Origin of the sequence: Paraburkholderia fungorum (assembly GCF_046027605.1) — a bacterium.
Taxonomy (GTDB): Bacteria; Pseudomonadota; Gammaproteobacteria; order Burkholderiales; family Burkholderiaceae; genus Paraburkholderia; species Paraburkholderia fungorum_F.
Window position 1 is genome coordinate 40,097 of record NZ_JAQQEF010000037.1, and the last position, 24,143, is coordinate 64,239.

The following is a 24,143-nucleotide window of genomic DNA, read 5'->3' on the forward strand; positions in this document are numbered from 1 at the left end:
TCGCCTGCTTATCGCGAACCGCCGCTGGCAATCAGGCTTTCACCGGTCATCCAGCGCGAATCGTCTGATGCGAGAAACACGGCAACATCGGCGATATCGTCAGGCTGACCGATGCGGCCGAGCGGTGTCGTGCTGACCGCCCACGTTTCGAAGTCCGAGCCGACGAAGCCGGCAGCATGCGTGCCTTCCGTTTCCACCATGCCGGGATTCACCGAGTTGACGCGAATCTTGCGCGGGCCGAGTTCCTTTGCGAGGACGCCCGTGATGCTGTCCACAGCGCCCTTGGTAGCGGTATAGACCGCGCTGCCCGGCGGCGTGATGCGGCTGACCACCGAACTGACGTTCACGATGCTGCCGCCTTCGCCCAGATGCTTCACCGCCGCTTGCGTGACCAGTAGCAGACCCAGCACGTTCACATTGAAATGCTTATGGAAGTGCGCTTCGGTGATCTCTTCGATCGGCGCCATCTCATACACGCCAGAGTTGTTGACGAGAATGTCGAGGTGGCCATAGGTTTCGACTGCCGTATCGATGATGCCCTGTGCGTCGGCCGCCTTGGACACATCGCCGCCGACGGCGACCGCCTTGCCGCCCGCCGCGGTGATGGCGGCGACCACGTCGTCCGCACCCGTCTTGCTGGACGCATAGTTCACCACCACTGACGCACCCTGTGCCGCCAATGCCTTCGCAATCGCGGCGCCGATGCCTTTCGATGCGCCCGTTACAACCGCAACCTTACCTGTGAGCTTGCTCATGATCGTGTCCTTTGGATGGAGTTCGCGCCAACGTCGCTGTTGCGAAAAATTCGCCAGACTGACGTCGATGAAAATGCAGTGGCGCTGTCACTGGACACAATGTAGGCACGCAGGGCGTAGGGATAAAGCGGCTGAAGGCGAATAGATACGTCGGATGAACCGAACAATCGGAAAACGCGATGTGCGCAACAGCGCGCGAAGATCAGACAAATGCGTGCGGATGTCGCAAACGAGCGGGCAGTATCAGCGTTTGCGCATCAGCGCGATCTGCACCGTCACGCTTGCCAGCACCGCCAACGCACCCATCGTATCCAGAATAGCCGACCACATGATCCCACCCTCCTTGATTCTCCGCGCTATCTCCGCGCACCTCTCTATGAAACGAACGCACGCGCCAACAACTGAATGCCGAGGCCAAGCAGGCAGATAAAGAACCAGCGCCGGAAAGTCTCCGGACTAATGCGCCCGCGCACCCGCTGCCCGATCCACATGCCGATCAGGGCGGGCACCACGGCGAACAGCGATTCGCCGAGATCGTCGACGGCAAACGCGTGCTCCCGCGCCAACCCGATCGCGAGCGCAATGGTGGAAACGGTGAAGGACAAGCCGAGCGCCTGAACCAGGTCCTCCTTCTTTAACGCGAGCCCTTGCAGATAAGGCACCGCGGGCACGACAAATACGCCTGTGCCGCCAGTGATCACGCCGGTGACCGCGCCGACCGCCGGCGAGAGCCAGCGTTCATGACGCGCCGGCACCGAGAAGCGCCACGCCATCAGGCCGGCCGCGGCATAGAGCGTCAGCGCGGCACCCAGGCCGACGACGGCCCATGCGCCGCCCCCGCCGGCAATAAACGACGCGGCGCCCACCGTGCCCGCGACGATGCCCGCCATCATCAGCCACAACCGCTTGACCAGCATCCCCACGCCGGGTCCCGCGAACAGCTGCCAGACGTTGGTCACGAAAGACGGCAACAACAGCATGGCGGCCGCGTGCGCCGGCAGCATCAGCGTGCCGAGCACGCCCATGGCAACCGTCGGCAGGCCCATGCCGGTCACGCCCTTGACGAAGCCGGCCACCACGAACGTGGCGGCAACCACGCTCACGCGCATAGCAAAGGAAGAGATCATCGGGATGGTGTTCGGGATGTCATGCCAGCGATTTTCGATTGCCGCGGCGCCGTCCACAATGCGTAAGATACGTACTGTGCCTTAGGCTATGCCTAAGGCTCGAATTCAGCCCCAATTGCAGCCCCAACTCACCTCCGACTCCATGCGCTTCGATCTGATCGACCTCCGCCTTTTTCTTCACATTCTCGACACGGGCAGCATCACGCATGGCGCGGCGCGCGCGAACATGTCGCTGCCTTCGGCTAGCGCGCGTTTGCGCGGCATGGAGGAAGCCTTGGGCGAGCCATTGCTGGAGCGCGGCCGGCGCGGCGTGGAGTCCACGGCAACAGGCGATACGCTTGCGCATCACGCGCGACTCGTGCTCGGCCAGATCGACCGCATGGAAGGCGAGCTCGGCGAACATCAGGCCGGGCGCAAAGCGTGCATCCGCTTGTGGACCAATACCGCCGCGATCACCGAGTTCTTGCCGTCAGCGGTCGGCCTGTTTTTGCGCGATCACCCCAACGTGCAGATCGATCTAAAGGAACGGCAAAGCTCCGAAACCGTGAAAGCGGTGCTGACCGGCGCGGCGGAGATCGGCATCATCTCGGATGCCGTCGAACATGGTGCGTTGCAGACGCTGCCCTTCGCCGTCGACAAACTGGTGCTGGTCGCGAGCCGTGACGACCCACTGGCCGCGCGCCGCCGCGTGACGCTCGCAGAAGTGGCCGATCGTGAATTCATCGGGCTGAGTACCGGCAGCGCGTTGCACGCCTATCTTGGCGAACGCGCATTGCTATCCGGACAAACGCTCAGCATTCGCGCCCACATGCGCACCTTCGAAAACATCTGCTGCATGGTCGAACAAGGCGCGGGCATCGCGATCGTGCCGGCCACCGCCGCGAAACGCTATCGCGGCACACCGGGCATTCGCACGATCGAATTGACGGACACCTGGGCCACGCGGCAGTTGCTGATCTGCATGCGCGACCTGAACGCGCTGAAACGCCCGGAAAAAGCCCTGGTCCGGCATCTGGCGGGTCTCTAGGAGCGGCGAGCGCGCACGCCTTGGCGCGCTATTATCAGTGGGACTTATTCCACAACCGATTTTTAATCGATTTGCCTGATTGTCGGCTGTTTCTTATCCTTGACGCACAACCGGACGCCGCCCGATGCATGCGGCGTCCGCTCTGCTCCACGCTGTCCTTTTTGCCGGCAAGATCATGGAACGAACCACCTTCAACGTGCGCGTCGACAGCGTACGCGACGAAGCACACGGCGTGCGCTCGTTCAGCGTGTCGCGTCTGGACGGTCAACCGTTCGATCACTACGAACCTGGCGCGCACATCGACGTCACCGCCCCTTCGGGCGTCACGCGCCAGTATTCGCTATGCGGCGACCCGGATCATCGTGACGCGCATCTATTCGCGGTGAAACGCGAAGAGGCGTCGCGCGGCGGGTCGCGCTCGCTGCACGACGAAGTCGGCGTCGGCAGCGAATTGACGATCGGAGCGCCGCGCAATCTGTTTCAGCTCGCCGCCGGCGCGAGCGACCACATTCTGATTGCCGCGGGCATCGGCGTCACGCCGCTCCTGAGCATGGCGTACCGCCTGCTCAAACAGAACGAGCCGTTTGTGTTGCACTATTTCGCCCGCAGCGCCGAGCACGCCGCTTTCTTGCCGCTGCTCTCGCGCGCACCTTTCAGTGATTTCGTGCGGTTTCATTTTGGCGTCGAACCAGAACAACTGGACACGGCGCTGGCTGAGTGCGTCGCCCACGCACGCGCCGGCACGCACATCTATACCTGTGGCCCGGCGCCCTTCATGGACCGTGTCGTGGCGAACGGTGAAACGCGTGTCGCCGCTGACGCGATCCATCTCGAACGTTTCGCGGCGGACCCTTCTTCGGCTGCTACCGGTGAAGCGAATGCGCTCGACGCATTCGACGTGCGGATCGCCAGCAGCGGCGCAACGGTGCACGTGGATAAACACACGACGATCGTCGCGGCGCTGGCGTCGATCGGCATCGAGGTCGACACCTCATGCGGCGAAGGCGTGTGCGGCACCTGCATGGTCGACGTAGTGAGCGGCACGCCCGAGCATCGCGACCATTGCCTGAGTAAAGCGGAACGCGCGGGCGGCAAGGTGATCTGCTGCTGTGTGTCACGCGCGAGCTCGCCGTTGCTGGTGCTCGATCTTTAAGACGGAAGCTTCGATGCAAACCGGTGCTGCATTCGCAGCACCTTCTTCTGGCGCTCAGCGGTCGTCGTCGCGAATCGACGATGCATGCCGGCACAGCGCGCGCACTTCGATATCCATATACGGAAACAGCGGCAACTGGCTCAGCACGTCATGCAGATGCGCGGGGCTTTCCACATCGAACACGCTGATATTCGCGTAGCGCCCGGCGATGCGCCACAGATGCCGCCATACACCCTCCTGCTGCAGCTTTTGCGACATCGCCTTTTCATCGGACTTCAGGCGTGCAGCGCGCTCGGCGTCCATATCGATCGGCAGATTGACAGTCATCTCAACATGAAACAGCATGCTTGCTCTCCTTTTCTGATCGGTCATAAAAGAACCCTGGCTACCCGGCAAACCACGCCGCGCAGCCAGGGTCGATAGATTTCATGCGATACGTCCACGCCTTTCAGGCGTCGGCGCAGCCTCAGGCTTCGGCGCGCACGCGCTCCACTTCAGCGCCCGGCAGGTTGTCGCGCTCCTTGAATAGCGTGAAGTCGAAGTCGATCAACGCGAACTGGCCTTCCACGCCATACGGCTTGCCTTCTGCACCCTCGGCCTGCTTGACGGCCGGCACGAGGCCATCGCGCGTGGCGAACGCAAAGTCGTCCCACAGATACGGATCGCCGTCGATATTGATCTGCGTGGTCAGCTTGCGGCAGCCCGGCGCCGACACGAAGAAGTGGATATGCGCCGGACGATGTCCGTGACGCCCCAACTGATCGAGCAACAACTGCGTCTGCCCTTGCGGCGGCACCGAGTAACCCACCGGCACCACGCTGCGGAAGCTGTACTTGCCTTCGGCATCGGTGCGAATCGAGCGGCGCAGATTGAAGGCCGGCTGCGACTTGTCGAAGTACGAGTAATTGCCGAGGTGGTTCGCGTGCCACACTTCAACCAGTGCATTGGCGAGCGGCTTGCCGTCTTCGCCGAGCACGCGGCCGCGCATCACCAGCGTCTGACCGGGATCGGTGCCGTCATCGAGGCGTGCGTGGCCGTCGGACAGCGGTGCGCCCGCCACATACAACGGACCTTCGATGGTGCGCGGCGTGCCGCCTTCGATACCGGCTTTCGCTTCCGCTTCCTCGAGACGCAGATCGAGAAAATGCTCGAAGCCGAGGCCTGCGGCCAGCAGACCGAGCTCGCCGCTCCTGCCTGCTTCGCCCAGATAATTCAGCGCGGTCCAGAATTCGTCCGGCTGCACGTCGAGGTCTTCGATCGTATAGAACAGATCGCGAATGATGCGGTTGACGACCTGCTTGGTGCGCGGATTGCCTTCACTGGTGGCGCTGTCGTTGATCTTTTGCAGCAGTGCGTCGATGGCTTGCTTGTTCATGGGGTATCTCCTTCGTTTAATGTGCTTGGCGGCTAGCGGATGAACCGTCAGTTCGTGGTGATGCTTGCGCCCTTCCTGGTATCGCGCCGCAAGCGGTCGATCTTGTCCCAGTCGAGCGTGATGCCGAGACCCGGCCCTTCTGGAAGATGCAAGGCAAAATTCTCGTAACGCAGCGGCTCGGTGAGAATCTCTTCAGTCAGCAGCAACGGCCCGAACAGTTCAGTGCCCCACTTCAGTTCGCCGAACGTGCCGAAGAGTTGCGCCGAGGCGATCGTGCCGACCGCGCCTTCGAGCATCGTGCCGCCATACAGGTCGATGTTCGCGGCCGTTGCGATCGCCGCCACCTGGGCCGCGCCGGTCAAGCCGCCTGATTGCGCGATCTTCACGGCGAATACGTCGGCGGCACGCGCGCTGGCGATGGCGAAGGCATCGGCCGGCCCATGCAACGCTTCGTCGGCCATGATCGGCACTTGCGAAAGATCGGTCAGGCGCTTGAGGCCCCCGCGATTCTCCGCGGCGATCGGCTGCTCGATCAATGCAACGCCCGCGTCGGCCAAACGCTTGCCGGCCCAGATCGCTTCGGATTCAGTCCATGCCTGATTCACGTCGACCCGAACTTCGCCGCGTCCTTCCATGGCTTTCTGGATTGCCACGACATGCGCGACGTCGTCGGCCACCGCGCGCGAGCCGATCTTCAGTTTGAATACGCGGTGCCGCTTCGCCTCGAATACGCGTTCAGCTTCGTCGATATCGCGCGTCGTGTCGCCGCTCGCGAGGGTCCACGCAACGTCCACGGCGTCGCGCACGCGACCGCCGAACAGCTCCGACAACGGCACGCCGAGGCGCTGCGCCTGGGCATCGAACAAGGCGGTTTCAAGCGCGGATCTGGCGAAACGGTTGCCCTGAAACAGCGCGCGCAGCTTGGCCATCGCCGCGCCTGGGCGGGTCGCGTCCATGCCTTTGAGCAGCGGCGCGAAGTACGTGTCGATGTTGACCTTGATACTTTCCGGGCTTTCCTCACCGTACGCGAGGCCGCCGATGGTCGTGCCCTCGCCCACGCCAACCACGCCGTCCGCGCAACGGATACGCACCAGCACGAGCGTCTGGCAGTTCATCGTTGCGACCGAGAGCCGGTGGGGACGAATCGTCGGGACGTCGACGAGAATCGTCTCCACGCTCTCGATCTTCACGGGTGTTGCTATCATTCGTTGCTCTCCTGAACTGCTTGACCGAGGGCTCCATAGTAGAAACAACCCGCGAAGCAGTCCAACACCGATTCCGACTACTTCCATACCTTAGGGGTATGCATGGAACTTCGCCAACTCCGCTATTTCATCGCGGTCGCCGAAGAAATGAACATCACGCGGGCCGCCAATCGCCTGCATATGACGCAGCCGCCGCTCAGCCGCCAGATCCAGCAGATCGAAGAGAGCGTCGGCCTGCCGCTGTTCGAACGCGGCGCGCGGCCGCTGCGGCTGACCGAAGCCGGCCGGATTTTTTACGCACAGGCCAGACGCCTGGTCGACGACGCCGACGAGTTGGCCCCGCTCACCCGACGCCTCGCGCAACTGGCTGAGCGCATCGTGATCGGCTTCGTGCCGTCCACGCTCTACCGTGCGCTGCCGGCGGTGATCCGTGCGTTTCGCGAGGCCGCGCCCCATATCGAGCTATCGCTGATCGAAATGTTTACGATCGAGCAGCTCGCGGCCCTCAAAGGCGGCCGTATCGATGTCGGCTTCGGCCGCTTGCGTTTCGACGATGCACAACTGGCGCGCGAGGTACTCGTCGAAGAACGGATGATTGCGGCACTCCCGCAAGGCCACCCGCTCGCAAGGCAAAAGAAACCGTTGACGCTTGCCGCGCTCGCGCAGGAAACGCTGATCGTCTATCCGAGCACGCCGCGGCCGAGCTACGCGGACCAGCAACTCTCGGCGATGCACGACCACGCGCTGGAGCCGAAGGCGATTCATGAAGTGAGGGAATTGCAAACCGCGCTGGGTCTGGTGGCGGCGCAAGTCGGCGTATGTCTCGTGCCGGAAAGCGTCGAGGGTTTGCGCGCCCATGGCGTGGTGTACCGGCCGGTTCCGGCGGCCAATATCGCGTCGCCGATCATCATGAGCCGGCGCTTGCAGGACGAGTCGCCCGCGACGACGTTGCTGTGTTCGTTGGCGCGGGAGTTGTTCAAGCGGGTTTGATGCAGCCCGCAGGAGCCCTCTCAACGCTCGTCGAAGCGCCGCACAATATTGCCCATCAGATTGCGCAACCACACGTTGCCCTCATCCTGGTCGAAATGCTCGTGCCAATGCATCGTGACCGCCGCCATGGGCAACGTGACAGGCAACTCGTAAAGCTGGAAACCGCCGTCCCGATTGAAAATCTGCGCGAGACGCCGCGGCAGCGTCGCGAACAGGTCGGTCACGGCCAGCACGCTCGGCAAGGCCACGAAATGCGGCAATTCCAGCGCGATATGCCGGCCCACACCTTGCGCGCGAAACGCATCGTCGAGCGCGTAGTGGCTATGCTCGACCGACGTGATCTGCACGTGCGACGCGTCCAGAAACGCCTTCATGCTCAACTCTTTCGTGCGCGGCAAACCGCGCCGCTTGCGTGTCATGCAAACGTAAGTCTCCTCGAACAGCGGTTGATGACGCGTGCGTGCGGTCAGCGTCGGCAGATTACCGATTGCAAAATCCAGCCGGCTCGCGCGCAACGCGTCTTCGATTTCTTCGACCGGCAAAGGCTCAATGCGCAATTTCACCCGCGGCGCCTGCTGGTGCAACGCCTCGCAAATCGGCGGCAGATACGCCAGCTCGCCCGCATCGGACAGGGATAACCGGAACGTGCGCGTGCTCACCGCCGGATCGAAGTGCTCCGCATAGCGCAGCGCTTCACGCACCGTATCCAGTGCTCGTGCCACGATGCCCGACAGTTCGAGTGCGATCGGCGTGGGCTGCATGCCGGCGCGTGTGCGAATGAACAGCGGATCGTCGAACAGGGTTCGCAAACGGCCCAGCGAGTAACTGATCGCCGGCTGCGATAGCGCGAGCCGCTGCCCGGCCCGCGTGAGGCTGCGTTCCTCGACGATTGCCTGGAAAACGCGCAGCAGATTGAGGTCGACGTGGTCCAGCGAATTCATCGAGATATCCATGGGATTGATCTTACAGGTTATTTTAGATCAATTTGACGCATATCAGTGAGTCGGCGAGACTTTGCTTCATCGATCACCCCCACTACGAAATCGATGAGCGAATCCTCATATCAGACCGTCGACACCAGCGCGTTGTATCAGCGCGCGCAGTCCGACCGCGTCGCCCCGTCGCTGTACTACGACCCGGCGGTTTTCGAAACCGAACTCGAGCGCATTTTCTACAAGACGTGGATCTGGGTTGCGCACGAAAGCGAATTGCCGAATCCGGGCGACTTCCGCACCACCACGATTGGCCGCCAGCCGGTGATCGTGGTGCGCGACAAGAGCGGCGCCGTGAACGTGCTGCAAAATCGCTGCCGCCATCGCGGCGCGACGGTGTGCGAGCAGCACAAGGGCAATGCGAAAGGCTTCACGTGTCCCTATCACAGCTGGACCTATGGCCTCGACGGCGCATTGCGCGCACTGCCCTACGGCGACGGCTATGAAGGTGTGATCGACAAGACCGAGTTGCCGCTCGCCAGTTTGCGCGTAGGCATCTATCAAGGCCTGATTTTCGCGAGCTTCAATCAGGACATCGAGCCGCTCGAGGATTTTCTCGGCGGCGCCAAGCCGTGGATCGATCTGTTCATGAAGCAAGGCGCGGGCTATCCGATCAAAGCCAACGGTGAACATCGCTTCCGCTTTAACGGCAACTGGAAGATCCAGCTCGAAAACACCACCGATCTGTATCACTTCCCGGTCGTCCACAAGTCGTGGATGAAATCGATCGACGACGAAACCGCTGCCGCGATCACCAGCTTCATGACAAGCGATGAAGCCTTCTGCCGCTCGCTCGGCAATGGCCATAGCCTGGCCGTGCTGGTACCGGAACTCGTCGATCTCGATAAGGACGACGGCGCGCCGATCCCCGAGCGCTTCGAAGAACTTGCCGCTACGCTCGCGAAAAAACACCCGCCTGAAGAAGTGCGCCGCATCGTGCGTTCGCTGATGGGTGTGGGCTTCAACCTGAATCTGTTTCCGAACCTCGCGCTGTCGATGGCATTTTTCCGCGTGCTGCGCCCGATCTCCGCCAACGAGACCGAAATCCGCCACGTCGCCCTCGCGATGGACGGCGGCCCGGAAGAAGCCAACCGCGTGCGTCTGCGCATTCACGAACACTTCCAGGGCCCGTTCGGCTTCGGCAGCCCCGACGACGCCGAAGCATGGGAGCGCGTGCAGCGCGGTTCGCATGCCGGCCCCGATCTGCCGATTCTCGTGAACCGCGGCCTGAATCGCGAGAGCACCGCGCCGAACGGCGAAAAGACCGCCCACGCCACCGACGAAACCGGCATGCGCGAAGCGTATGCGCAATGGCGCACGATGATGGAGCAAGCATGATGGACGACAGGAACACGCTGTTCTCGCAGAAGACCTTTGCCGATGCGATCGAACTGATCTGGCGCGAAGCCGAACTGCTGGATCGCAAGGACTATCGCGAGTGGCTTTCGCTGTGGGACCCGGCGGGCTTCTACGTGGTGCCGATCGATCCCGACACCACGGATTTCGCCGCCTCGCTGAACTACGCGTACGACGATCAGGACATGCGCGAAAAACGCGTGCAGCGTATGACATCCGGCTTTTCGGCCTCGGCGAGCGACGCGGCCCGCACCGTGCGCACGGTCTCACGGTTTACGCTGACCAGCGATTCGAGCGACGAGGTCGAGGTGAACTCGGCGCAAGTCATCGTGGCGTACAAACGCGGCAAGTCGATTCTGTTCGCAGCGGATCTCACGCACCGCGTCAGTTTCGCGAGCGGCGAGCCGCGTATCGTGCAGAAGGTGATTCGCCTCATTGATTCGACCGAGGCGCTCAGCGCCATCGGCTTCTTGCTGTGACCGATCACGATTCGAGCGAAGCAAATCAATGCCTACACTAGAGGTTTATCTTGCAGCCGGCCACGCGGAAGCACGTAAAGCGCAACTGATCGCCGGTCTGACCCAGGCCACGGTCGACGCGATCGGCGCACCGGTTGAATCGGTGCGGATTCTGCTATGTGAACTGCCGCCGCACGACTTCGGTGTCGGCGGCGTGAGTGCAGCGGATCGCCGCGCACCGCTGCTGGTGATCGTCGCGATCCTGATCGCGGGCCGCACGCCTGCGCAAAAGACCGCGCTCGTCGCCGCGCTCAGCGAAACGGGTGCCACCGTGCTCGACACGCCGCTCGACGCCGCGCGCGTGATGATCAAGGACATTCCGAATACCGACTTCGGCATCGGCGGCCAGACCGCGAAGTCTCTCGGGCGCTAGCGTCCCCTCTCTCCCTACAAGCGAATCAGCGAACCCGACGATGCCAAACGACACGCTATCTCCCACGGCTGGATCGCCTGCCGCCCCTGCCGCACCGGCGACCTCGCGCACGCTGCGCCGGATCATCGTCGCCTCCGTGCTCGGCAATGCGCTCGAGTGGTACGACTTCTTTCTGTACGGCACCGCCGCGGCGCTGATCTTCGGCCCGCTGTTCTTCCCGCTGCACGGCGACCCGCTGATGGGCACGCTCGCCGCGTTCGCCGGCTTTGCCATCGGCTTCCTGGCGCGGCCGCTGGGTGGGATCGTATTCGGGCATATCGGCGACCGGCATGGCCGCAAACGCGCGCTCGTCGTCACGTTGATGATGATGGGCGTGGCGACTTTCGGCATTGGCCTGTTGCCGACGTTCTCGCAAATCGGCTTTCTCGCGCCCATCGCGCTGGTCTGTTTGCGGATCGTGCAAGGCATCGCGTCAGGCGGCGAATGGGGTGGTGGCGTGCTGCTCATTAGCGAAAGCGCGCCCGCGAATCGCCGCGGCTACTATGCGTCGTTCAGTCAGTTGGGCGTGGCGGGCGGCTTCGTCCTGTCGGCCGCCGCGTTCTATCTGGTGCAGCGGCTGCCACTCGAGAGTTTCATGTCGTGGGGGTGGCGCGTACCGTTTCTCGCGAGCGTGTTGATCTTCGGCGTCGGTGTCTATATTCGCCGGAGCCTGCCTGAGAGCCGCGACTTCGCCGCTGCCAAACCGAAGCACATGCCGGTGCTGACCGTGCTGCGCAAGCACCCGAAACAGGTGTTGCAGGCCATGGGACTGCGCGTGGCCGAAAACGGCGGCACGTACATCTTTCTGTCATTCGTGCTGGTGTACGGCAAGACGATCGGCGTGCCGGTCTCGGTGATGCTCGGCGGCGTGATGCTCGCGATGCTGCTCGAACTCGTCACGATCGTGCTGTGGGGCCGGCTATCGGACCTGATTGGACGCCGGCCGGTGTATATGATCGGCGCGCTTGGCCTCGTCGTGATCGCGTTTCCGGCGTTCTGGCTGATCGACACGCATGAACCGCTGCTCGTGTTCCTGTCGCTCGCACTCGGCTTGCCCTTCTGCCACGGTGCGATGATCGGCACCCAGCCCTCGCTGATGGGCGAACTCTTTCCCACCGAAGTCCGCTATTCGGGCATGGCGTTAGGCCACGAAATCGCTTCGGTGTTTTCCGGCGGCCTCGCGCCTGTGGCTGCCATCGCGTTGTATTCGCAGGTGCATGCGGCGTGGCCGGTCGCGTTGATGCTGATCGGCTTCGGGCTCATCACCGCGATGACGCTCGTGACCATTCCGAAGAACGTCCACACCACGCATGATTGAGAATGCGCCCGGTACGGCCCATGCGCCGGGTGCTTCCATTGCGCCCGGCGCACGCCTGTTGCGATCAACGAGCGGAAGCGGCCACGATTGGCAGCGTAAAATTGCATTGAAGCCCGCCCTGTGGCGCCGATCTGGCCCAGATCTCGCCACCGTGCCGTGTGACGATGTTTTTGCACAGCGACAAACCGATGCCATTGCCGCCCGCCTTCGACGACGAAAATCCGTCGAACAGCCGGCCCTGCGCTTCGGCGGGCACGCCCGGGCCGTTATCGATGACCTGCACGAGCGCATGCTTGCCCCGCGGGCTCGTGACCAGGCGCAATTCACCGCGCGGTGCAGCGGCATTCGCGCCATCCGTCAGCGCCTCGATCGCATTGAATGCCAGATTCAGCACGACCTGGCCGATCAGCACGCGCTCGCAATACACGGGCAAGGCTTCGGATGCCTGCTCGATGCTGAGCGCAACTCCCGCTTCTCTGGCGCGCAATTCGATGAAGTACGCAACGTCCGCGATCACGTCGCGAAGGTCCGTGTACGTCTCGCTCGGCTCGCGCTTGACGATGTAATCGCGCACGCTCTTGATGATGACCGCTGCGTGCTCGGCCTGCCGATCGGCACTGCGCAAGCCCCACAACGCGTCGTCGATGGAGCCGGGTTGCGCCAGGCGCAGAATCGCGCCTTCGATGAAATTGCGCACCGCGGCGAGCGGCTGGCTCAACTCGTGCGCAATCGCCGTCGCCATTTCGCCCATCGCGTTGTACCGCCCTGCATACTCGAGCAGCCGCGCCTCGCTACGGCGCGTCTCTTCGACAGCGACTTCGTCCGTGATGTCGCGAAAATGCAGCAGACGGCCGTTGAGGTCGTCTTCGATTTCGATTCTTCTGCACGTTATGCGCAACCAGCCGGACGTGCCGTCACGGCGCGTGATGCGATAGCGCTGCGGCGCCGACGGCTGAATACGCGGTGCGCTGGCGAGCTGCTCGAGCAGGCGCTCGCGATCGGACGCGCTGCAATAGTCGAGCAGGTCGCCCATCGGCGCGCCCTCTTCCAGAGCCAGCACACGCCGTCCGGATTCACTGATGAACTCCACTTCGCCCGTGGGCGTCAGTACGGCCACGCCTTCGCCGAGATCCTGCATGAACTCGCGCAGCCGCGACTCGTAGCGCCGCAGCGTCTGCTTGAGCGTGTCTTCGACGCTGATGTCGCGGAACTGCACCATCACCACCGCGCGTTCGCGCAGCGGCACGAAGGTGGCGATCGCCTCGGACAGCATATCGGCCCCGTTACGCGAGCGGTAGCACCACTCGTAGACCTGCGGGCCGCCGGTGATCGCCCGGTCCATTGCGCCGACGCCGATCTCGCGGCGGTACTTCGGCACCGGCCGGGTCATGTCTTTCGCCTTGAGCGGCAGCAATTCCTCGAGCGTGAAACCGAGCGCCTCGCAGGCCGCGCGATTGGCCCACACGATCGCCTTCGTTTCGGCGTCGTGCAGCAGCACGCACAGCGTCAGTGCGTCGAGCAGGCGGTGGAAATCTTCTTCGGCGGGGAAGTTCATCGGGCAAGACAGTACGGAAGTTGGAGCACGTATGTGACGGAACATAACACCAGTGCGCGCGATTCGCGTCTGAAGATTTCTTTAGGCGCCCCCGGCGTGCTACCTAAACACACAGCCCGCGTCCCAATTGAAGCGTTCTTTTTGCATTTCTAGACTGGTCTCACCCTGCACGCGCCGTCGCCTGCTTTATGTCCGCTTAATACCCGCGAACGACTCGTGCTCCGTGTTTCAGCCGATAACGAATCAAGGAGAACCCCCGCCATGTCCGACACCGTCACCGTCACCGCCGCCGATCAAGCCGCCCTCGTCGCAGAGACCAGCCGCGATGCCGCGCGCTTACCGCTCGCCGATGTCATCTGCGAAATCGCCGCGCGCCGCGAAGAATTCGAGCGTCTGTCGCACGTGCCGCGCGATGTGATTGCGAAGCTCAAGCGTGCGGGCGTGTATCGCGCGGCGACACCGAAGCGTTTCGGCGGCGATGCGCTCGCGCCCACCGCGTTCCTCGACATGATCGAACGTATCGCGGTCGCGGACGGGTCGGCGGCATGGGTCGCGAGCTTCGGCTCGGCGAATGTGTATCTCGCGGCGTTGCCTTTGGCTACCCAGGCGCACATCTACGCCGACGGTCCCGATCAGGTGTTTGCAGGCGGCCTCTTCCCGGTACAAGCGGCGCAACCCGCCGACGGCGGCTGGCGCGTGAACGGTACGTGGAAATTCGCGAGCGGTTGCAAGGGCGCGGATTGGCTTGGCGTGGGGATCGGTGCGACCGGCTTAGGTGCGACCGGTTCAGGTGCGGCCGGCTCAGGTGCGGGTGGTTCAGGCGGTGGCAGCCCAAGTGCTCCCGGCAAACCACGCACAGCGGTGTTTCGCCCGCATCAGGTCGAGATCGTCGAAAACTGGGACGTGGTCGGCATGCAAGGCACCGGCAGTCACGATCTGCGCGTCACCGACCAGTTTGTCACTGACGACTGGACCTTCGTGCGCGGTGGCGCGGCGTGCGTGGACGAACCGCTGTATCGCTACCCGACGATCGCCTACGCGGCGCAAGTGCTGGCCGTGGTCAACCTCGGCCTTGCCCGCGCGGCGCTCGACGTCGCCAACCAGATGGCCGGCGGCCGCAAGACGACAACCGGCGCGCCGCAACTCGCCGACCGTGCGTACTACCGGATCGAGCTGGCGAAAGCCGAAGCGCAATTGCGTTCGGCCCGCGCGTTCTTCTACGACGCCACCGACGAGGTCTGGCAATCGATCCTCGCCGGCAACCCCGTTACGGCCGAGCAGACCAGCCTGTTGCGCCTCGCCGCGACACAGATTGCCCGCGAAGGCGCCGAGGTCGTGCAGCGCGCCTACCGGCTCGGCGGCACGATGGCGATCTATCGCACGCATCCGTTGCAGCGCCTGCTACGCGACTCGATGGTGGTCACCCAGCACGCGTTTCTCGGCGAGGGCAATTTCGACGGCGCCGGTGCGGTGTTTGTCGGCGTGCCGCCGATTCCGGGCTACCTGTAAACCCGCAAGCCATTTTATATATTTGACCTTCGAACGATTTCATGGAGAACCCCACAATGTCCGATAACCAGAAGCTGCCGCTGCGCGTTCTGTTCTGCTGCGGCGTGACGCAGAATTTCTTCGACTTGCCGCGCGAGAAGATCGGCGAAGTCTGGCAGGCCTACGGCAAGATGCTGGCCGCGGTCGAAGCGATGGACGGCGTCAACGTGCTCGGCATCATGGACGACGACCGGCTCACCGTCGGCAACGCCGACAACTCGCCGTGGACTTTCTACATCATGGCCGATGTGCGCGACTTCGATACCGCCGTGGCCGTGTGCAATCTGTATCGCACCACGCCGGTCGGCGAATACAACCTGTGGCGCTATGGCAAGATCGAAGCGCGCGTCGGCCGTGCGCTGCAAGTGCCGCCGCAACATGCCAACGCGGACTGAGCATGCCGGAACCTGACGCAATGAACGAGACCACGACTACGCTGGCCAGGTTGACCGAACGGCTCGCCGCGCTCGAAGCCGAATCCGCGGTGCGCCGCACGATGGCGCGCTATATGGCGCTATGCGATGTGCCCTCGGGTACGCTCGAAGGCGAGACGCTCGCGGGCCTGTTCGCCGCCGGCGCGATCTGGGAAGGCATCGGCCCCCAGTACGCCGGCAAGTTCGGCCGCCTCACCGGCCACGCGGAAATTCTCGCGATGCTCATGCGTTACCTGCCGCCGTCCCCGCATTTTTCGGTCAACGTACACTTCCTCACGTCGGAAAGCATCGAGGTGGATGGCGCAACCGCGAAAGGCCGTTGGATCATGCTGCAAGCGTCCGGCTATGTCGACGCGCAAGCGGAGTTGATCTCGGCGCGCCTCGAAGTGGATTTCGCGCCCGCCGATAACGGTCACGACTGGCTCATCACGCACTTTCGCACCGAGCGTCTCTTCGATGCGCCCTGGCATGTCAACACGAGGAAACCCAACCCATGAACGAGTTTATCCAGGCCTTGTCGCTAGGCGGCACAGGTCCGACCATCGCGATCAAGGACAGCATCGATATCGCCGGCTATGCGAGCACCGCCGCGAGCCGCGCGCTGGCGGATGCACCGCCGGCTTCCCAACACGCTGAAGTCGTGGAGCGATTGCTCGAGGCCGGTTGGCACATCGTCGGCAAGGCGAACATGCACGAACTGGCATTCGGCATGACCGGTATCAACGACTACACCGGCACGCCGCAAAATCCCCAGGACGCCGCGCGAATTCCCGGCGGCTCGTCGAGCGGTTCGGCGGCCGCGGTTGGCCTGAAGCTCGCCGACGCCGCGCTCGGCACCGACACGGGCGGGTCGATTCGCGGCCCCGCTGCATGTTGCGGCGTGATCGGTTTGAAGCCGACTTTCGGGCGCGTGTCGAGGCGCGGCGTTGCACCGCGCGAATCGACGCTCGATTGTGTCGGGCCGTTCGCACGCGAGATGCGGATGATCGTGGCCGCCATGCAGGCGATCACGACCGGCTTCGACGCGCAGGCCGCCCACGCGTCACAGGCGGGCGCATCGAATGTCGGCATCGTGCAGGTCGACGCAACATCGGAAATCCTTCAAGCCGTGACGCGCGCGGCGGACCAGGCGGACTGCCGCGCTCGCACGGTGGAACTGGCAGGCCTTAACGCGGCCTTCGAAGCGGGCCTCTCAGTCATCAACGCCGAAACGTCGCGTGCATTCGGTCACCTTGTGGAGACCGGCAAGCTCGGGGCCGATCTCGATGCACGGTTGCGTGCCGCCGCGAAAACGACCGCGGCGCAACTGGAGGCGGCGGAGTCGGTACGCCGGCAATTCACCGCCGCCGTCGACCATGCGCTGGAAAGCGTCGACGTATTGATTCTTCCCACGTTGCCCGCACTGCCGATCACAATCGACGAAGCGCGCGGCGGCACCTCGGTTATCGCTATGTCGTCGTTGATCCGGCCGTTCAATCTGAGTGGCCATCCGGCACTGAGCTTGCCCTTGCCTATCATGGGCTCGCCGCTCAAGGCCGGCTTGCAGATTGTCGGACGCAAAGGTGCGGATGAACAGGTCTGCGCGATTGCGGCGCGCTTCGAAGCGGCGCTCGCGGGCTTGAAGTCGGTAAGCGAAGCGGCCGGAATACGACGGCCGAATGACTTTCTCACGGAGTAGCAGCAATGCAGAAAAGAGTCGTACTGGTCACCGGTGCCGCGCGTGGTCTCGGCGCCGCGATTGCCGCACGCTTTCATGCAGCGGACTACGCGGTCGCGATCGGCGATATTGCGTTCGATGCCGCCCAGGTTCTCGCGCGCGAACTGAGCGCCGATGGCGCGAGCGCCTTCGCGCTGAATCTGGACGTCACCGCGAAGACCTCGTTCGAATCCGCGCGCGATGCGGTCCTGCAACGCTGGGGCCGCATCGATGCATTGATCAACAACGCGGGGGCCTCCAAAGTCGTACCCGTGATGGAGATCACCGCCGAACAATTCGATCAGGTGATCAACGTGAACTTGCGCAGCGTGCTGTTCGGCTGCCAGGTGTTCGGCCAGCATTTCGCCGACGCCGGCGCGGGCCGTATCGTCAACATCGCCTCGCTGGCGGGACAGAATGGGGGATCGGCGACCGGCGCGCATTATGCGGCGGCCAAAGGCGGTGTGATCACGTTGACCAAGGTGTTCGCCCGCGACCTCGGCGCAGCGGGCGTGACCGTCAATGCGATTTCGCCTGGGCCGATGGACCTGCCGATCGTGCACGAGAGCGTCGCACCCGACAAGCTGAAAGCGGTGATCGCCAACATTCCCGCAGGGCGTCTAGGCTCAGCGGATTATGTCGCCGATGTCGCGGTCATGCTCGCCGCGCAGAACGCCTACTTCGCGAACGGTGCGTGCTGGGATGTGAACGGTGGTCTGTTCATGCGTTAAGTACACGGTGCGCTCGTGACGCGTTGCATTCAAGGCATTCGCCAACCTTGATGCTCATGTGGTGGCGGCGTGCCTCGATCTCAGCGAAGCACGTCGTTCGCGGACGCCTCCTGATCCCACACCGCCATCACGTCACGCACCAGCATCGCGATCGAGGCCGCGCCGAGCTTGTCCTTGATGCTCGCGCGATGCACGTCGACGGTCTTCACGCTGATCGACAGGTCGGAGGCGATACGCTTGCTGCCCTTGCCGTCGATCACACCGCGCAGCACTTCTTTCTCGCGTGCCGTTAGCGACGCGAGGCGCTTGCGCAGTTCGCGCTGCTTCTGATTGGCGGTGTGACGAAGCGCGGCGAGTTTCAACGCACGCTGCACGCGGTCGAGCATCTGCTGCGAGTTATACGGCTTCTCGACGAAATCGATCGCGCCGCTCTGCAACGCGCGCACCGACATCGGAATATCGCCGTGACCGCTGACGAAAATAATCGGCAGCGTCGCACCTTGACGATTCAATTCCGCCTGTACGTCGAAGCCGCTCTGCTCCGGCATGCGCACGTCGAGTACGAGACAGGCGGGCACGTCGGGATCGAATGCGCGCAGAAATTCGCTGGCATTCGCGAAGCCCGCCGACTTCACGCCGACCGATTCGAGTAGCCACGCAAGCGAGGTCCGCATGCCGTTGTCGTCGTCGACGATATAAACGACGGGTGCGATGGATGGAGCGGGTTGAAGCGGGTGGGACATGGAGTAAGCCGGAGCGGTTCGGGGAGTGTGCGATTCGAAGCGTCTTGTGGGCTCATGATAACCAGTGGAAAAAGCGCTGCAAAGTGATAGTTACCCTGTGGCACGGATGAGTGGCCCTTCTGCGCTTGCGGTTCGCACACAATTCGCACACATATTGGGGAAAACTTTAGGCGGGTTGGGAAAGACGTGCTCCTGCTCACCGCTCACGTGGATTTTCTTCTGTACGCGGATTGATTACGCTTGAATCCAGATCCCTACCGCGCTCCTCAGGAAACCAGAACATGAAGCCGAACTCGCAATCGACTGCTGTCGCCGACCATGACGTGGCGGAAAAACCGCTATTCCGTCAGGCTATGGCGCATCTATCCGCTGCCGTGAATGTCATCACGACGGACGGCCCGCATGGACGTTGCGGTGTGACTGCAAGCGCCGTGTGCTCTGTTACGGATACGCCGCCTACGCTGCTCGTCTGTCTGAATCGTTCGAGCGCGATGCACGCCATCTTTCAGCGCAACCGGTATGTTTGCATCAATGTGCTGCCCGGTGAGCATGAATTGCTGGCGCGGCATTTTGCGGGGATGACCCAGGTGCCGATGGAGGAACGCTTTGGATGGCCGATCTGGGATGAAGGCAGGCAGCGTGTGCCGGTGTTGCGCGATGCGCTCGCGAGTTTGCAGGGTGAGATTGTCGATTTGAAGGAGGTCGGGTCGCATTCGGTCATGTTTGTTAAGACCACTTGTATTAGCGTGCGCAGCGATGGGGATGGGTTGATCTATTTTGATCGGAATTTTCATCGTGTTAAGCGGGTGGCTGGGGGGTGATGCGCAATGGGGGCGAATGCGTGCAGGTATGAATCTTACTTTTCCCACAACACTGGGCAAGTGACTATCTCCTCCTCACGTAACGGAAGCAGTCTGCGGATCGCGATTTCCGCCCCCCAGCCCATCAATCCGTCGCTATCGGTACACAACACCGCGAGGTGATCTGGAGAAAGTCTGAACAACCAGAAACGCCAATTAGACGGCACATCGTTCAGGGGCGGATGGAACGAAACGTCAATGCTCCGACTGGAATAAAAGCGGAAGCTGATTTTATCAAGCGGGATTGATAGCCCCATACCACGCGCCTTGGTATACGCCTCTTTCAGGGTCCAATAGCTGAAAAAGCGCTCCTCTTGTTCGTCGAGAGCGAGCGAGCGCAACGCCACCCTCTCTTCAGCTGCAAGGAAGGTGGGCACGATACAGAGCGGTGCTGGACGGGAGCGCATGTTTTCCGCGTCGACGCCTATTGGTCCCCCGGCCGCTATGCCCAGGACGATCAGACCGTCCGTATGCGATAAATTGAAACTGAGGCGCTGGTTTGCCGGGTAAGGGTTGGCTATTTCCGGTTTGCCATGGGTGTTGACAGCAAACGACCACGCTGCGGGATCGAGCCTGGCGTAGCGCGACAGCACGGTTCTGAGCAGCGCACGCGTAATTAGATAGCAGCGTCGATGCTCAGGCAAACGAAAGCGCAATTCGCGTTGCCGCTCACCCTCGGACAACATTGCCCGGTATCGGTTGAGCAATGCTTCATCGCAAATCTGGTGATAGAAGCAGGACCACACGTCGGTTTGACCGCAAGCAAGCGTTAGCATGACGTCTGGAGGTAGCCCCACGCGCCAATGCGGGGCCGCGGTTTGGCTATGATGCTCCGCAAATGCAGTGCGACGATACTGCCGACCCGGCGTGCTTCATGCTTCGATAAGGGGCGCGTTTTCACTTACGGTTTCCAGCCAGCAGTCACGAAGATAGTCAGGCTAAAGTTGAAGTGCCCGCGGGCCTGTGCCTCCTTCATATCGACCAGGAAGGCATTTAGTTCGTCCGAAGTGAACAGTGCCGCCACGTTGGCGTTGTGTTGCAGTGTGCTGAACGTGGCCTCGACAAAGCTCCATTCGATCCGGATCGCCTGTGGCATGCACCGTACCCCGCGCAGCCCCGCCTCGCAAAACATTCTAGGCAACTTGCCCCCTACGTCCCGGTGGCAGACAAGCGAGCCGACCCACCCGAGAATCTTTTGTGCGGTCTCCGGATAATAGCTATCAAGAAAACTGGTACTGGAAGCGGGCTCACAAACCACAATACGGCCGCCCGGTTTCAGCACCCGGACCATTTCGCTCAGGCCTTTGACTGGATCGTCTACGTGCAACAGCAACCGGTCTGCGCGCACCCGATCGAAACTTGCATCCAGGAACGGCAGATCGAGCACGTCGCCCTCGACAAACTCTACCGGCAACGCACTTGCGGGAATACGTTTGCGCGCCTCGCCGATCATAACAGCGCTAGAGTCAAGCCCTATGATCTTACCGCCGGGCCCCGTACTCTCTGCAAGCGCCAGAATCGCATTACCGGATCCGCAACCCGTGTCGAGTACATGATGACCCGGGCGTACATCCAGCATTTCCATGGCGCGCCCTCTTATCTCAGGCTCTCCAGGGAGCTGCGCGCGGGCGTCGAGATAGTCGATATATTCCTTTGAGTTCGGCACCGCATCGACGTCGCCGAATTGAGATGCAACCTTTTGGCTTTTCATTGTCGGGCAACGGATGATTGATGGGCGACCTGTTTGTCAGTCCGAACATTTTCGAGAATCCTTGCAGCCACTTGCTCGCCCACGTCTTTGATGTAGAAGTGGCCGCCGGGGAATCTCTCGCTCCGAAATATCGACACTGTCTGGTCCGCCCATTTCTCGAGATGGTCGATTTGTACATTCGGATCACTGATCCCGGTGAATGCCGTGATTGGACATTTCAACCGCGGCTCAGCGACGTATGCGTGGCTTTGCAGCAACTGCAAGTCCGCGCGCAGAATCGGCAAATAGAATTTCAATAGGCCTTTCTCCTTTAACACCTGGGGCGGAATGCCACCGTAACGCAGCTGAAGTTCCCTGAGCAGTTCGTCGTCCGTGAATCGTCCAATTGGCGGCAAGGAATCGGAGCATTGAGGCGCAATCCGCGCGGAGACGTATAGGTGCGAAGGGCCTGGTTGCCTGGAAAGCTCAAGACAGCGCGCCAGCTCGAACGCCACCAACGCGCCTAAACTGTGACCGAAGAAAGCGAACGGTTTGTCCAGCTGCCCGACCATGGCCTGTTCCAGATCACCTATCAAGGCATCCATACACGTGCACATTGTTTCGTCCCGGCGGTTTTCCCTGCCTGGCAACTGGACGGCAACCACCTCGACGTCGTTACCTAGCAAGCTCGTCCATTCCCGAAAGAAGGACGCGGTCCCGCCGGCATGGTGAAAACAGAATAGTCGCAAACGGGAGCGGCCCGAGCCCGCATTCCAACCACGGAACCACGGATTCTTTTCTGCTTCCCTTGTGTTACGCGCGCGTCGCCACGAGTCATTCACTTGTGTTCCTTCTTTTTCGAGCATTCCTGCCACCTTAAAATCAAACTGGACTACTTACCTTGCCAGATCGGCTTGCGTTCGCTGCAGTACCTCCAATCGGCTCCGATCACACCAGAGTTTTTATGAGCGCTGCTGCAAGCTCGCCGACATACGGTTCGGTCATCATCGAAATATGATCCCCTGCCACCTTGACTGCATGAACTTTGCCTCGGGTCAGCCTTGACCATCCCAACGTGCCGTCATTTCCAGACGAACTCGAATTGCCATGAATAACAACGAGATCGACGTCGCAACAGACGGCCTGGTAAGCGAGCAAAATATCGAGGCTGCTGCGATGTGTTTTCAACAACGTCTCGATCAGTTCCAGACCCGCACTCTCCGGCACAATCTTTTCCCGCTGGAACTGACGCAAGACCAACTGAAGTTGCGCTCGTCGATCGAGCTTCTCCAGTGCCTGCCGCTCAAGCATGAGATTCTTGCCTGAAAGGATGCCGACCATGTTTCCAATGTCCACTAGCCAGTCGATATCGTCCCGAACCTTGAATCGAAAGTCGCCTGAACCGGGCGCAGGAAGGTCTATCAACGTCAAACTGCCGACGGTCCGACCCTGCTTGCACAATTGCCTTGCCATTTCAAATACGACGACAGCTCCAAACGAATGTCCCGCAAGATGCACGGGTCCTACGGGATGTAGACGGGACACCGACCCTATCAAGTCAGACGCCATCGCTTCGATCGAGCCGTGATCGAAATCGAGCACATGATGGGTGATGCAACCAAAGAGTCGTATCTTTCCTTCCAGATATTTAGCGAGCGGACGGTAACCCAGCGGATTGCCCGTCGTGCCGGGAACCAGAAAAAGTTTTTTGCCGCCGTAAGACGTCAACGGGAATAACGGTTCGCCAGCAACCTTGTCGAGCGGCGCCAAAATATTTGCATCACGGGTATTCACCAACAGTCTGTCGACGGATTCCGCTAATGCGGCAATGGTGTCCTGCTGCATCAACGTCTGCAGCGGCACGTTCACACCGAGCTCGTCACGGATCATGAAAAGCAACTGGGTTGCCAACAATGAGTGTCCACCCAACTCAAAGAAGTTGTCGTAGATGCCCACACCGGGAGCATTCAGCAGCCGGGTCCACATGGATGCCATCTTTCGCTCGGTCTCTGTGCGAGGATCGACCCTCGCCGCACGTGTACGGCGTCCACACTTTCTATCCATAGCAAGCACCGCGCGATCGACTTTACCGTTCGGCGTACGAGGTATCTCCGGTACTAGATGAATTTCTGCCGGCACCATATAGGAGGGCAATTTTTCCTTCAAACGCTGCCGCAGTTGCATTGTCAGCCTATCCGCGCACATGCCTTGCGTGGCACAACGTTGATCCATTGCCGGATTGAATGCATAGACCAGGAAGATATCGACTGCGGCACGACCATCGGCGGGAGGAACACGGAAGAGATCACGAATAAAAAACTCGAAATGGTACGTAGACAAAAGCCCCGTCACCTCTTGCAGCAACGCGGTGCTATGCACTTCCACTACCATCTGCCTGATTCGCGCCCAATGCGCCTGCCGGATGCCTCGCAACACGTGACCTTCTGCTTTTTCCACATCGATCTTAAGAAGATCGATTCGTTCGATACCGTTTTCGTCGATGACTGCGGAGAGTGTTCTCAGAGGGCAATCGAAATGGGCGGCACTGTAACGAGCCTGCATTAGTGCATCCAGGTCCCTCAGGTCGGGTGCTGCGGCTTCCCGACCTTGTCCGTCATGTTCATTGTGATCGAGCAAATGGAAAAAGATCGACTTGGC

The 24,143-nt window shown here is 61.7% G+C and carries 25 protein-coding genes; 13 read left to right on the forward strand and 12 right to left on the reverse strand.

The window, feature by feature from the left end; genetic code table 11:
* Positions 1–8: 8 nt before the first annotated feature.
* Together PQR53_RS35460 and PQR53_RS35465 are read right to left on the reverse strand one after the other, a co-directional pair.
* The gene (locus tag PQR53_RS35460) at positions 9–755 is read right to left on the reverse strand and encodes a glucose 1-dehydrogenase (protein WP_408464734.1); all 747 of its coding nucleotides are present in this window, start codon (positions 753–755) and stop codon (positions 9–11) included.
* Between the two features lie 374 nt (positions 756–1,129).
* Positions 1,130–1,882 (reverse strand): sulfite exporter TauE/SafE family protein, encoded by a 753-nt coding sequence (locus tag PQR53_RS35465; RefSeq protein WP_408464736.1) that lies wholly within the window; start codon positions 1,880–1,882, stop codon positions 1,130–1,132.
* Positions 1,883–2,024: 142 nt separating this feature from the next.
* Here PQR53_RS35465 and PQR53_RS35470 point away from each other — a divergent pair, with 142 nt between their 5' ends.
* Together PQR53_RS35470 and PQR53_RS35475 are read left to right on the forward strand one after the other, a co-directional pair.
* A complete protein-coding gene (locus tag PQR53_RS35470; RefSeq protein WP_408464782.1) occupies positions 2,025–2,909 on the forward strand; it encodes a LysR family transcriptional regulator in 885 nt (294 codons plus the stop codon).
* A 175-nt stretch (positions 2,910–3,084) separates the two neighbouring features.
* Positions 3,085–4,062 carry a PDR/VanB family oxidoreductase gene (locus PQR53_RS35475; protein WP_408464738.1) on the forward strand — a complete coding sequence of 326 codons (978 nt, stop codon included), beginning with the start codon at positions 3,085–3,087 and terminating at the stop codon, positions 4,060–4,062.
* A gap of 54 nt (positions 4,063–4,116) precedes the next feature.
* Here the strand turns inward: PQR53_RS35475 and catC are convergent, their stop codons facing one another.
* The 3 genes from catC to catB2 all read right to left on the reverse strand — a co-directional run bounded on the left by catC (position 4,117) and on the right by catB2 (position 6,642).
* Positions 4,117–4,407, reverse strand: a complete 291-nt coding sequence (gene catC, locus PQR53_RS35480; protein WP_408464740.1) for a muconolactone Delta-isomerase — start codon at positions 4,405–4,407, stop codon at positions 4,117–4,119.
* A 121-nt stretch (positions 4,408–4,528) separates the two neighbouring features.
* Entirely contained in the window at positions 4,529–5,437 is a 909-nt protein-coding gene (catA, locus tag PQR53_RS35485) for a catechol 1,2-dioxygenase (RefSeq protein ID WP_408464742.1), read from the reverse strand.
* 47 nt (positions 5,438–5,484) lie between these two features.
* On the reverse strand, positions 5,485–6,642 hold the full coding sequence (catB2, locus tag PQR53_RS35490) for a muconate cycloisomerase CatB2 (RefSeq protein ID WP_408464744.1): 1,158 nt from the start codon (positions 6,640–6,642) through the stop codon (positions 5,485–5,487).
* Between the two features lie 102 nt (positions 6,643–6,744).
* On the opposite strand from catB2, the gene PQR53_RS35495 reads away from it, so the two are divergent.
* Positions 6,745–7,632 (forward strand): LysR family transcriptional regulator, encoded by an 888-nt coding sequence (locus tag PQR53_RS35495; protein WP_408464746.1) that lies wholly within the window; start codon positions 6,745–6,747, stop codon positions 7,630–7,632.
* A gap of 20 nt (positions 7,633–7,652) precedes the next feature.
* Here the strand turns inward: PQR53_RS35495 and PQR53_RS35500 are convergent, their stop codons facing one another.
* On the reverse strand, positions 7,653–8,573 hold the full coding sequence (locus PQR53_RS35500) for a LysR family transcriptional regulator (protein ID WP_408464748.1): 921 nt from the start codon (positions 8,571–8,573) through the stop codon (positions 7,653–7,655).
* 105 nt (positions 8,574–8,678) lie between these two features.
* On the opposite strand from PQR53_RS35500, the gene PQR53_RS35505 reads away from it, so the two are divergent.
* From PQR53_RS35505 to PQR53_RS35520, 4 genes are read left to right on the forward strand one after another with little or no spacing between them, the layout of a single operon-like run.
* On the forward strand, positions 8,679–9,962 hold the full coding sequence (locus tag PQR53_RS35505) for an aromatic ring-hydroxylating oxygenase subunit alpha (RefSeq protein WP_408464750.1): 1,284 nt from the start codon (positions 8,679–8,681) through the stop codon (positions 9,960–9,962).
* Positions 9,959–10,459 (forward strand): aromatic-ring-hydroxylating dioxygenase subunit beta, encoded by a 501-nt coding sequence (locus PQR53_RS35510; protein WP_408464752.1) that lies wholly within the window; start codon positions 9,959–9,961, stop codon positions 10,457–10,459. The genes PQR53_RS35505 and PQR53_RS35510 overlap by 4 nt, the downstream gene beginning before the upstream one ends.
* A gap of 28 nt (positions 10,460–10,487) precedes the next feature.
* Positions 10,488–10,871, forward strand: coding sequence for a tautomerase family protein (locus PQR53_RS35515; protein WP_408464754.1), 384 nt, complete (start codon positions 10,488–10,490; stop codon positions 10,869–10,871).
* A 40-nt stretch (positions 10,872–10,911) separates the two neighbouring features.
* Positions 10,912–12,228 (forward strand): MFS transporter, encoded by a 1,317-nt coding sequence (locus PQR53_RS35520; RefSeq protein WP_408464756.1) that lies wholly within the window; start codon positions 10,912–10,914, stop codon positions 12,226–12,228.
* A gap of 64 nt (positions 12,229–12,292) precedes the next feature.
* Here PQR53_RS35520 and PQR53_RS35525 read toward each other — a convergent pair whose 3' ends face one another.
* Positions 12,293–13,783 carry a PAS domain-containing sensor histidine kinase gene (locus tag PQR53_RS35525; protein WP_408464758.1) on the reverse strand — a complete coding sequence of 497 codons (1,491 nt, stop codon included), beginning with the start codon at positions 13,781–13,783 and terminating at the stop codon, positions 12,293–12,295.
* Between the two features lie 261 nt (positions 13,784–14,044).
* On the opposite strand from PQR53_RS35525, the gene PQR53_RS35530 reads away from it, so the two are divergent.
* Genes PQR53_RS35530 through PQR53_RS35550 form a run of 5 tightly spaced genes read left to right on the forward strand, consistent with a single transcriptional unit; the run spans position 14,045 to position 18,192 of the window.
* Positions 14,045–15,292, forward strand: coding sequence for an acyl-CoA dehydrogenase family protein (locus PQR53_RS35530; protein ID WP_408464760.1), 1,248 nt, complete (start codon positions 14,045–14,047; stop codon positions 15,290–15,292).
* A 56-nt stretch (positions 15,293–15,348) separates the two neighbouring features.
* Entirely contained in the window at positions 15,349–15,726 is a 378-nt protein-coding gene (locus PQR53_RS35535; RefSeq protein ID WP_408464762.1) for a hypothetical protein, read from the forward strand.
* A 20-nt stretch (positions 15,727–15,746) separates the two neighbouring features.
* Positions 15,747–16,262: a nuclear transport factor 2 family protein gene (locus PQR53_RS35540; RefSeq protein ID WP_408464764.1), complete on the forward strand. Its 516-nt coding sequence runs from the start codon at positions 15,747–15,749 to the stop codon at positions 16,260–16,262.
* Positions 16,259–17,443, forward strand: a complete 1,185-nt coding sequence (locus PQR53_RS35545) for an amidase (protein ID WP_408464766.1) — start codon at positions 16,259–16,261, stop codon at positions 17,441–17,443. Before PQR53_RS35540 ends, PQR53_RS35545 begins: the two co-directional genes overlap by 4 nt.
* A gap of 5 nt (positions 17,444–17,448) precedes the next feature.
* Complete coding sequence (locus PQR53_RS35550; RefSeq protein WP_408464768.1) at positions 17,449–18,192, forward strand: SDR family NAD(P)-dependent oxidoreductase; 744 nt, start codon at positions 17,449–17,451, stop codon at positions 18,190–18,192.
* 80 nt (positions 18,193–18,272) lie between these two features.
* Here PQR53_RS35550 and PQR53_RS35555 read toward each other — a convergent pair whose 3' ends face one another.
* Positions 18,273–18,935, reverse strand: coding sequence for a response regulator transcription factor (locus tag PQR53_RS35555; protein ID WP_408464770.1), 663 nt, complete (start codon positions 18,933–18,935; stop codon positions 18,273–18,275).
* A gap of 281 nt (positions 18,936–19,216) precedes the next feature.
* Here PQR53_RS35555 and hpaC point away from each other — a divergent pair, with 281 nt between their 5' ends.
* Positions 19,217–19,756 (forward strand): 4-hydroxyphenylacetate 3-monooxygenase, reductase component, encoded by a 540-nt coding sequence (gene hpaC / locus PQR53_RS35560; RefSeq protein WP_408464784.1) that lies wholly within the window; start codon positions 19,217–19,219, stop codon positions 19,754–19,756.
* A gap of 35 nt (positions 19,757–19,791) precedes the next feature.
* Here hpaC and PQR53_RS35565 read toward each other — a convergent pair whose 3' ends face one another.
* The 4 genes from PQR53_RS35565 to PQR53_RS35580 form a co-directional block, all read right to left on the reverse strand.
* The gene (locus tag PQR53_RS35565; RefSeq protein ID WP_408464772.1) at positions 19,792–20,571 is read right to left on the reverse strand and encodes a 4'-phosphopantetheinyl transferase family protein; all 780 of its coding nucleotides are present in this window, start codon (positions 20,569–20,571) and stop codon (positions 19,792–19,794) included.
* Between the two features lie 125 nt (positions 20,572–20,696).
* A complete protein-coding gene (locus PQR53_RS35570; protein ID WP_408464774.1) occupies positions 20,697–21,506 on the reverse strand; it encodes a methyltransferase domain-containing protein in 810 nt (269 codons plus the stop codon).
* Positions 21,503–22,351 (reverse strand): thioesterase II family protein, encoded by an 849-nt coding sequence (locus tag PQR53_RS35575; RefSeq protein WP_408464776.1) that lies wholly within the window; start codon positions 22,349–22,351, stop codon positions 21,503–21,505. The genes PQR53_RS35570 and PQR53_RS35575 overlap by 4 nt, the downstream gene beginning before the upstream one ends.
* An 82-nt stretch (positions 22,352–22,433) precedes the next feature.
* The coding region (locus tag PQR53_RS35580; protein ID WP_408464778.1) for an FkbM family methyltransferase at positions 22,434–24,143 on the reverse strand (1,710 nt) is incomplete at its 5' end.

What these genes read in the sequence shown, in the direction of transcription:
- PQR53_RS35460 (WP_408464734.1), bottom strand. Translation starts at nt 755, where the DNA reads ATGAGCAAGCTCACAGGTAAGGTTGCGGTTGTAACGGGCGCATCGAAA.
- PQR53_RS35465 (WP_408464736.1), bottom strand. Translation starts at nt 1,882, where the DNA reads ATGATCTCTTCCTTTGCTATGCGCGTGAGCGTGGTTGCCGCCACGTTC.
- PQR53_RS35470 (WP_408464782.1), top strand. Translation starts at nt 2,025, where the DNA reads ATGCGCTTCGATCTGATCGACCTCCGCCTTTTTCTTCACATTCTCGAC.
- PQR53_RS35475 (WP_408464738.1), top strand. Translation starts at nt 3,085, where the DNA reads ATGGAACGAACCACCTTCAACGTGCGCGTCGACAGCGTACGCGACGAA.
- catC (WP_408464740.1), bottom strand. Translation starts at nt 4,407, where the DNA reads ATGCTGTTTCATGTTGAGATGACTGTCAATCTGCCGATCGATATGGAC.
- catA (WP_408464742.1), bottom strand. Translation starts at nt 5,437, where the DNA reads ATGAACAAGCAAGCCATCGACGCACTGCTGCAAAAGATCAACGACAGC.
- catB2 (WP_408464744.1), bottom strand. Translation starts at nt 6,642, where the DNA reads ATGATAGCAACACCCGTGAAGATCGAGAGCGTGGAGACGATTCTCGTC.
- PQR53_RS35495 (WP_408464746.1), top strand. Translation starts at nt 6,745, where the DNA reads ATGGAACTTCGCCAACTCCGCTATTTCATCGCGGTCGCCGAAGAAATG.
- PQR53_RS35500 (WP_408464748.1), bottom strand. Translation starts at nt 8,573, where the DNA reads ATGAATTCGCTGGACCACGTCGACCTCAATCTGCTGCGCGTTTTCCAG.
- PQR53_RS35505 (WP_408464750.1), top strand. Translation starts at nt 8,679, where the DNA reads ATGAGCGAATCCTCATATCAGACCGTCGACACCAGCGCGTTGTATCAG.
- PQR53_RS35510 (WP_408464752.1), top strand. Translation starts at nt 9,959, where the DNA reads ATGATGGACGACAGGAACACGCTGTTCTCGCAGAAGACCTTTGCCGAT.
- PQR53_RS35515 (WP_408464754.1), top strand. Translation starts at nt 10,488, where the DNA reads ATGCCTACACTAGAGGTTTATCTTGCAGCCGGCCACGCGGAAGCACGT.
- PQR53_RS35520 (WP_408464756.1), top strand. Translation starts at nt 10,912, where the DNA reads ATGCCAAACGACACGCTATCTCCCACGGCTGGATCGCCTGCCGCCCCT.
- PQR53_RS35525 (WP_408464758.1), bottom strand. Translation starts at nt 13,783, where the DNA reads ATGAACTTCCCCGCCGAAGAAGATTTCCACCGCCTGCTCGACGCACTG.
- PQR53_RS35530 (WP_408464760.1), top strand. Translation starts at nt 14,045, where the DNA reads ATGTCCGACACCGTCACCGTCACCGCCGCCGATCAAGCCGCCCTCGTC.
- PQR53_RS35535 (WP_408464762.1), top strand. Translation starts at nt 15,349, where the DNA reads ATGTCCGATAACCAGAAGCTGCCGCTGCGCGTTCTGTTCTGCTGCGGC.
- PQR53_RS35540 (WP_408464764.1), top strand. Translation starts at nt 15,747, where the DNA reads ATGAACGAGACCACGACTACGCTGGCCAGGTTGACCGAACGGCTCGCC.
- PQR53_RS35545 (WP_408464766.1), top strand. Translation starts at nt 16,259, where the DNA reads ATGAACGAGTTTATCCAGGCCTTGTCGCTAGGCGGCACAGGTCCGACC.
- PQR53_RS35550 (WP_408464768.1), top strand. Translation starts at nt 17,449, where the DNA reads ATGCAGAAAAGAGTCGTACTGGTCACCGGTGCCGCGCGTGGTCTCGGC.
- PQR53_RS35555 (WP_408464770.1), bottom strand. Translation starts at nt 18,935, where the DNA reads ATGTCCCACCCGCTTCAACCCGCTCCATCCATCGCACCCGTCGTTTAT.
- hpaC (WP_408464784.1), top strand. Translation starts at nt 19,217, where the DNA reads ATGAAGCCGAACTCGCAATCGACTGCTGTCGCCGACCATGACGTGGCG.
- PQR53_RS35565 (WP_408464772.1), bottom strand. Translation starts at nt 20,571, where the DNA reads ATGCTAACGCTTGCTTGCGGTCAAACCGACGTGTGGTCCTGCTTCTAT.
- PQR53_RS35570 (WP_408464774.1), bottom strand. Translation starts at nt 21,506, where the DNA reads ATGAAAAGCCAAAAGGTTGCATCTCAATTCGGCGACGTCGATGCGGTG.
- PQR53_RS35575 (WP_408464776.1), bottom strand. Translation starts at nt 22,351, where the DNA reads ATGCTCGAAAAAGAAGGAACACAAGTGAATGACTCGTGGCGACGCGCG.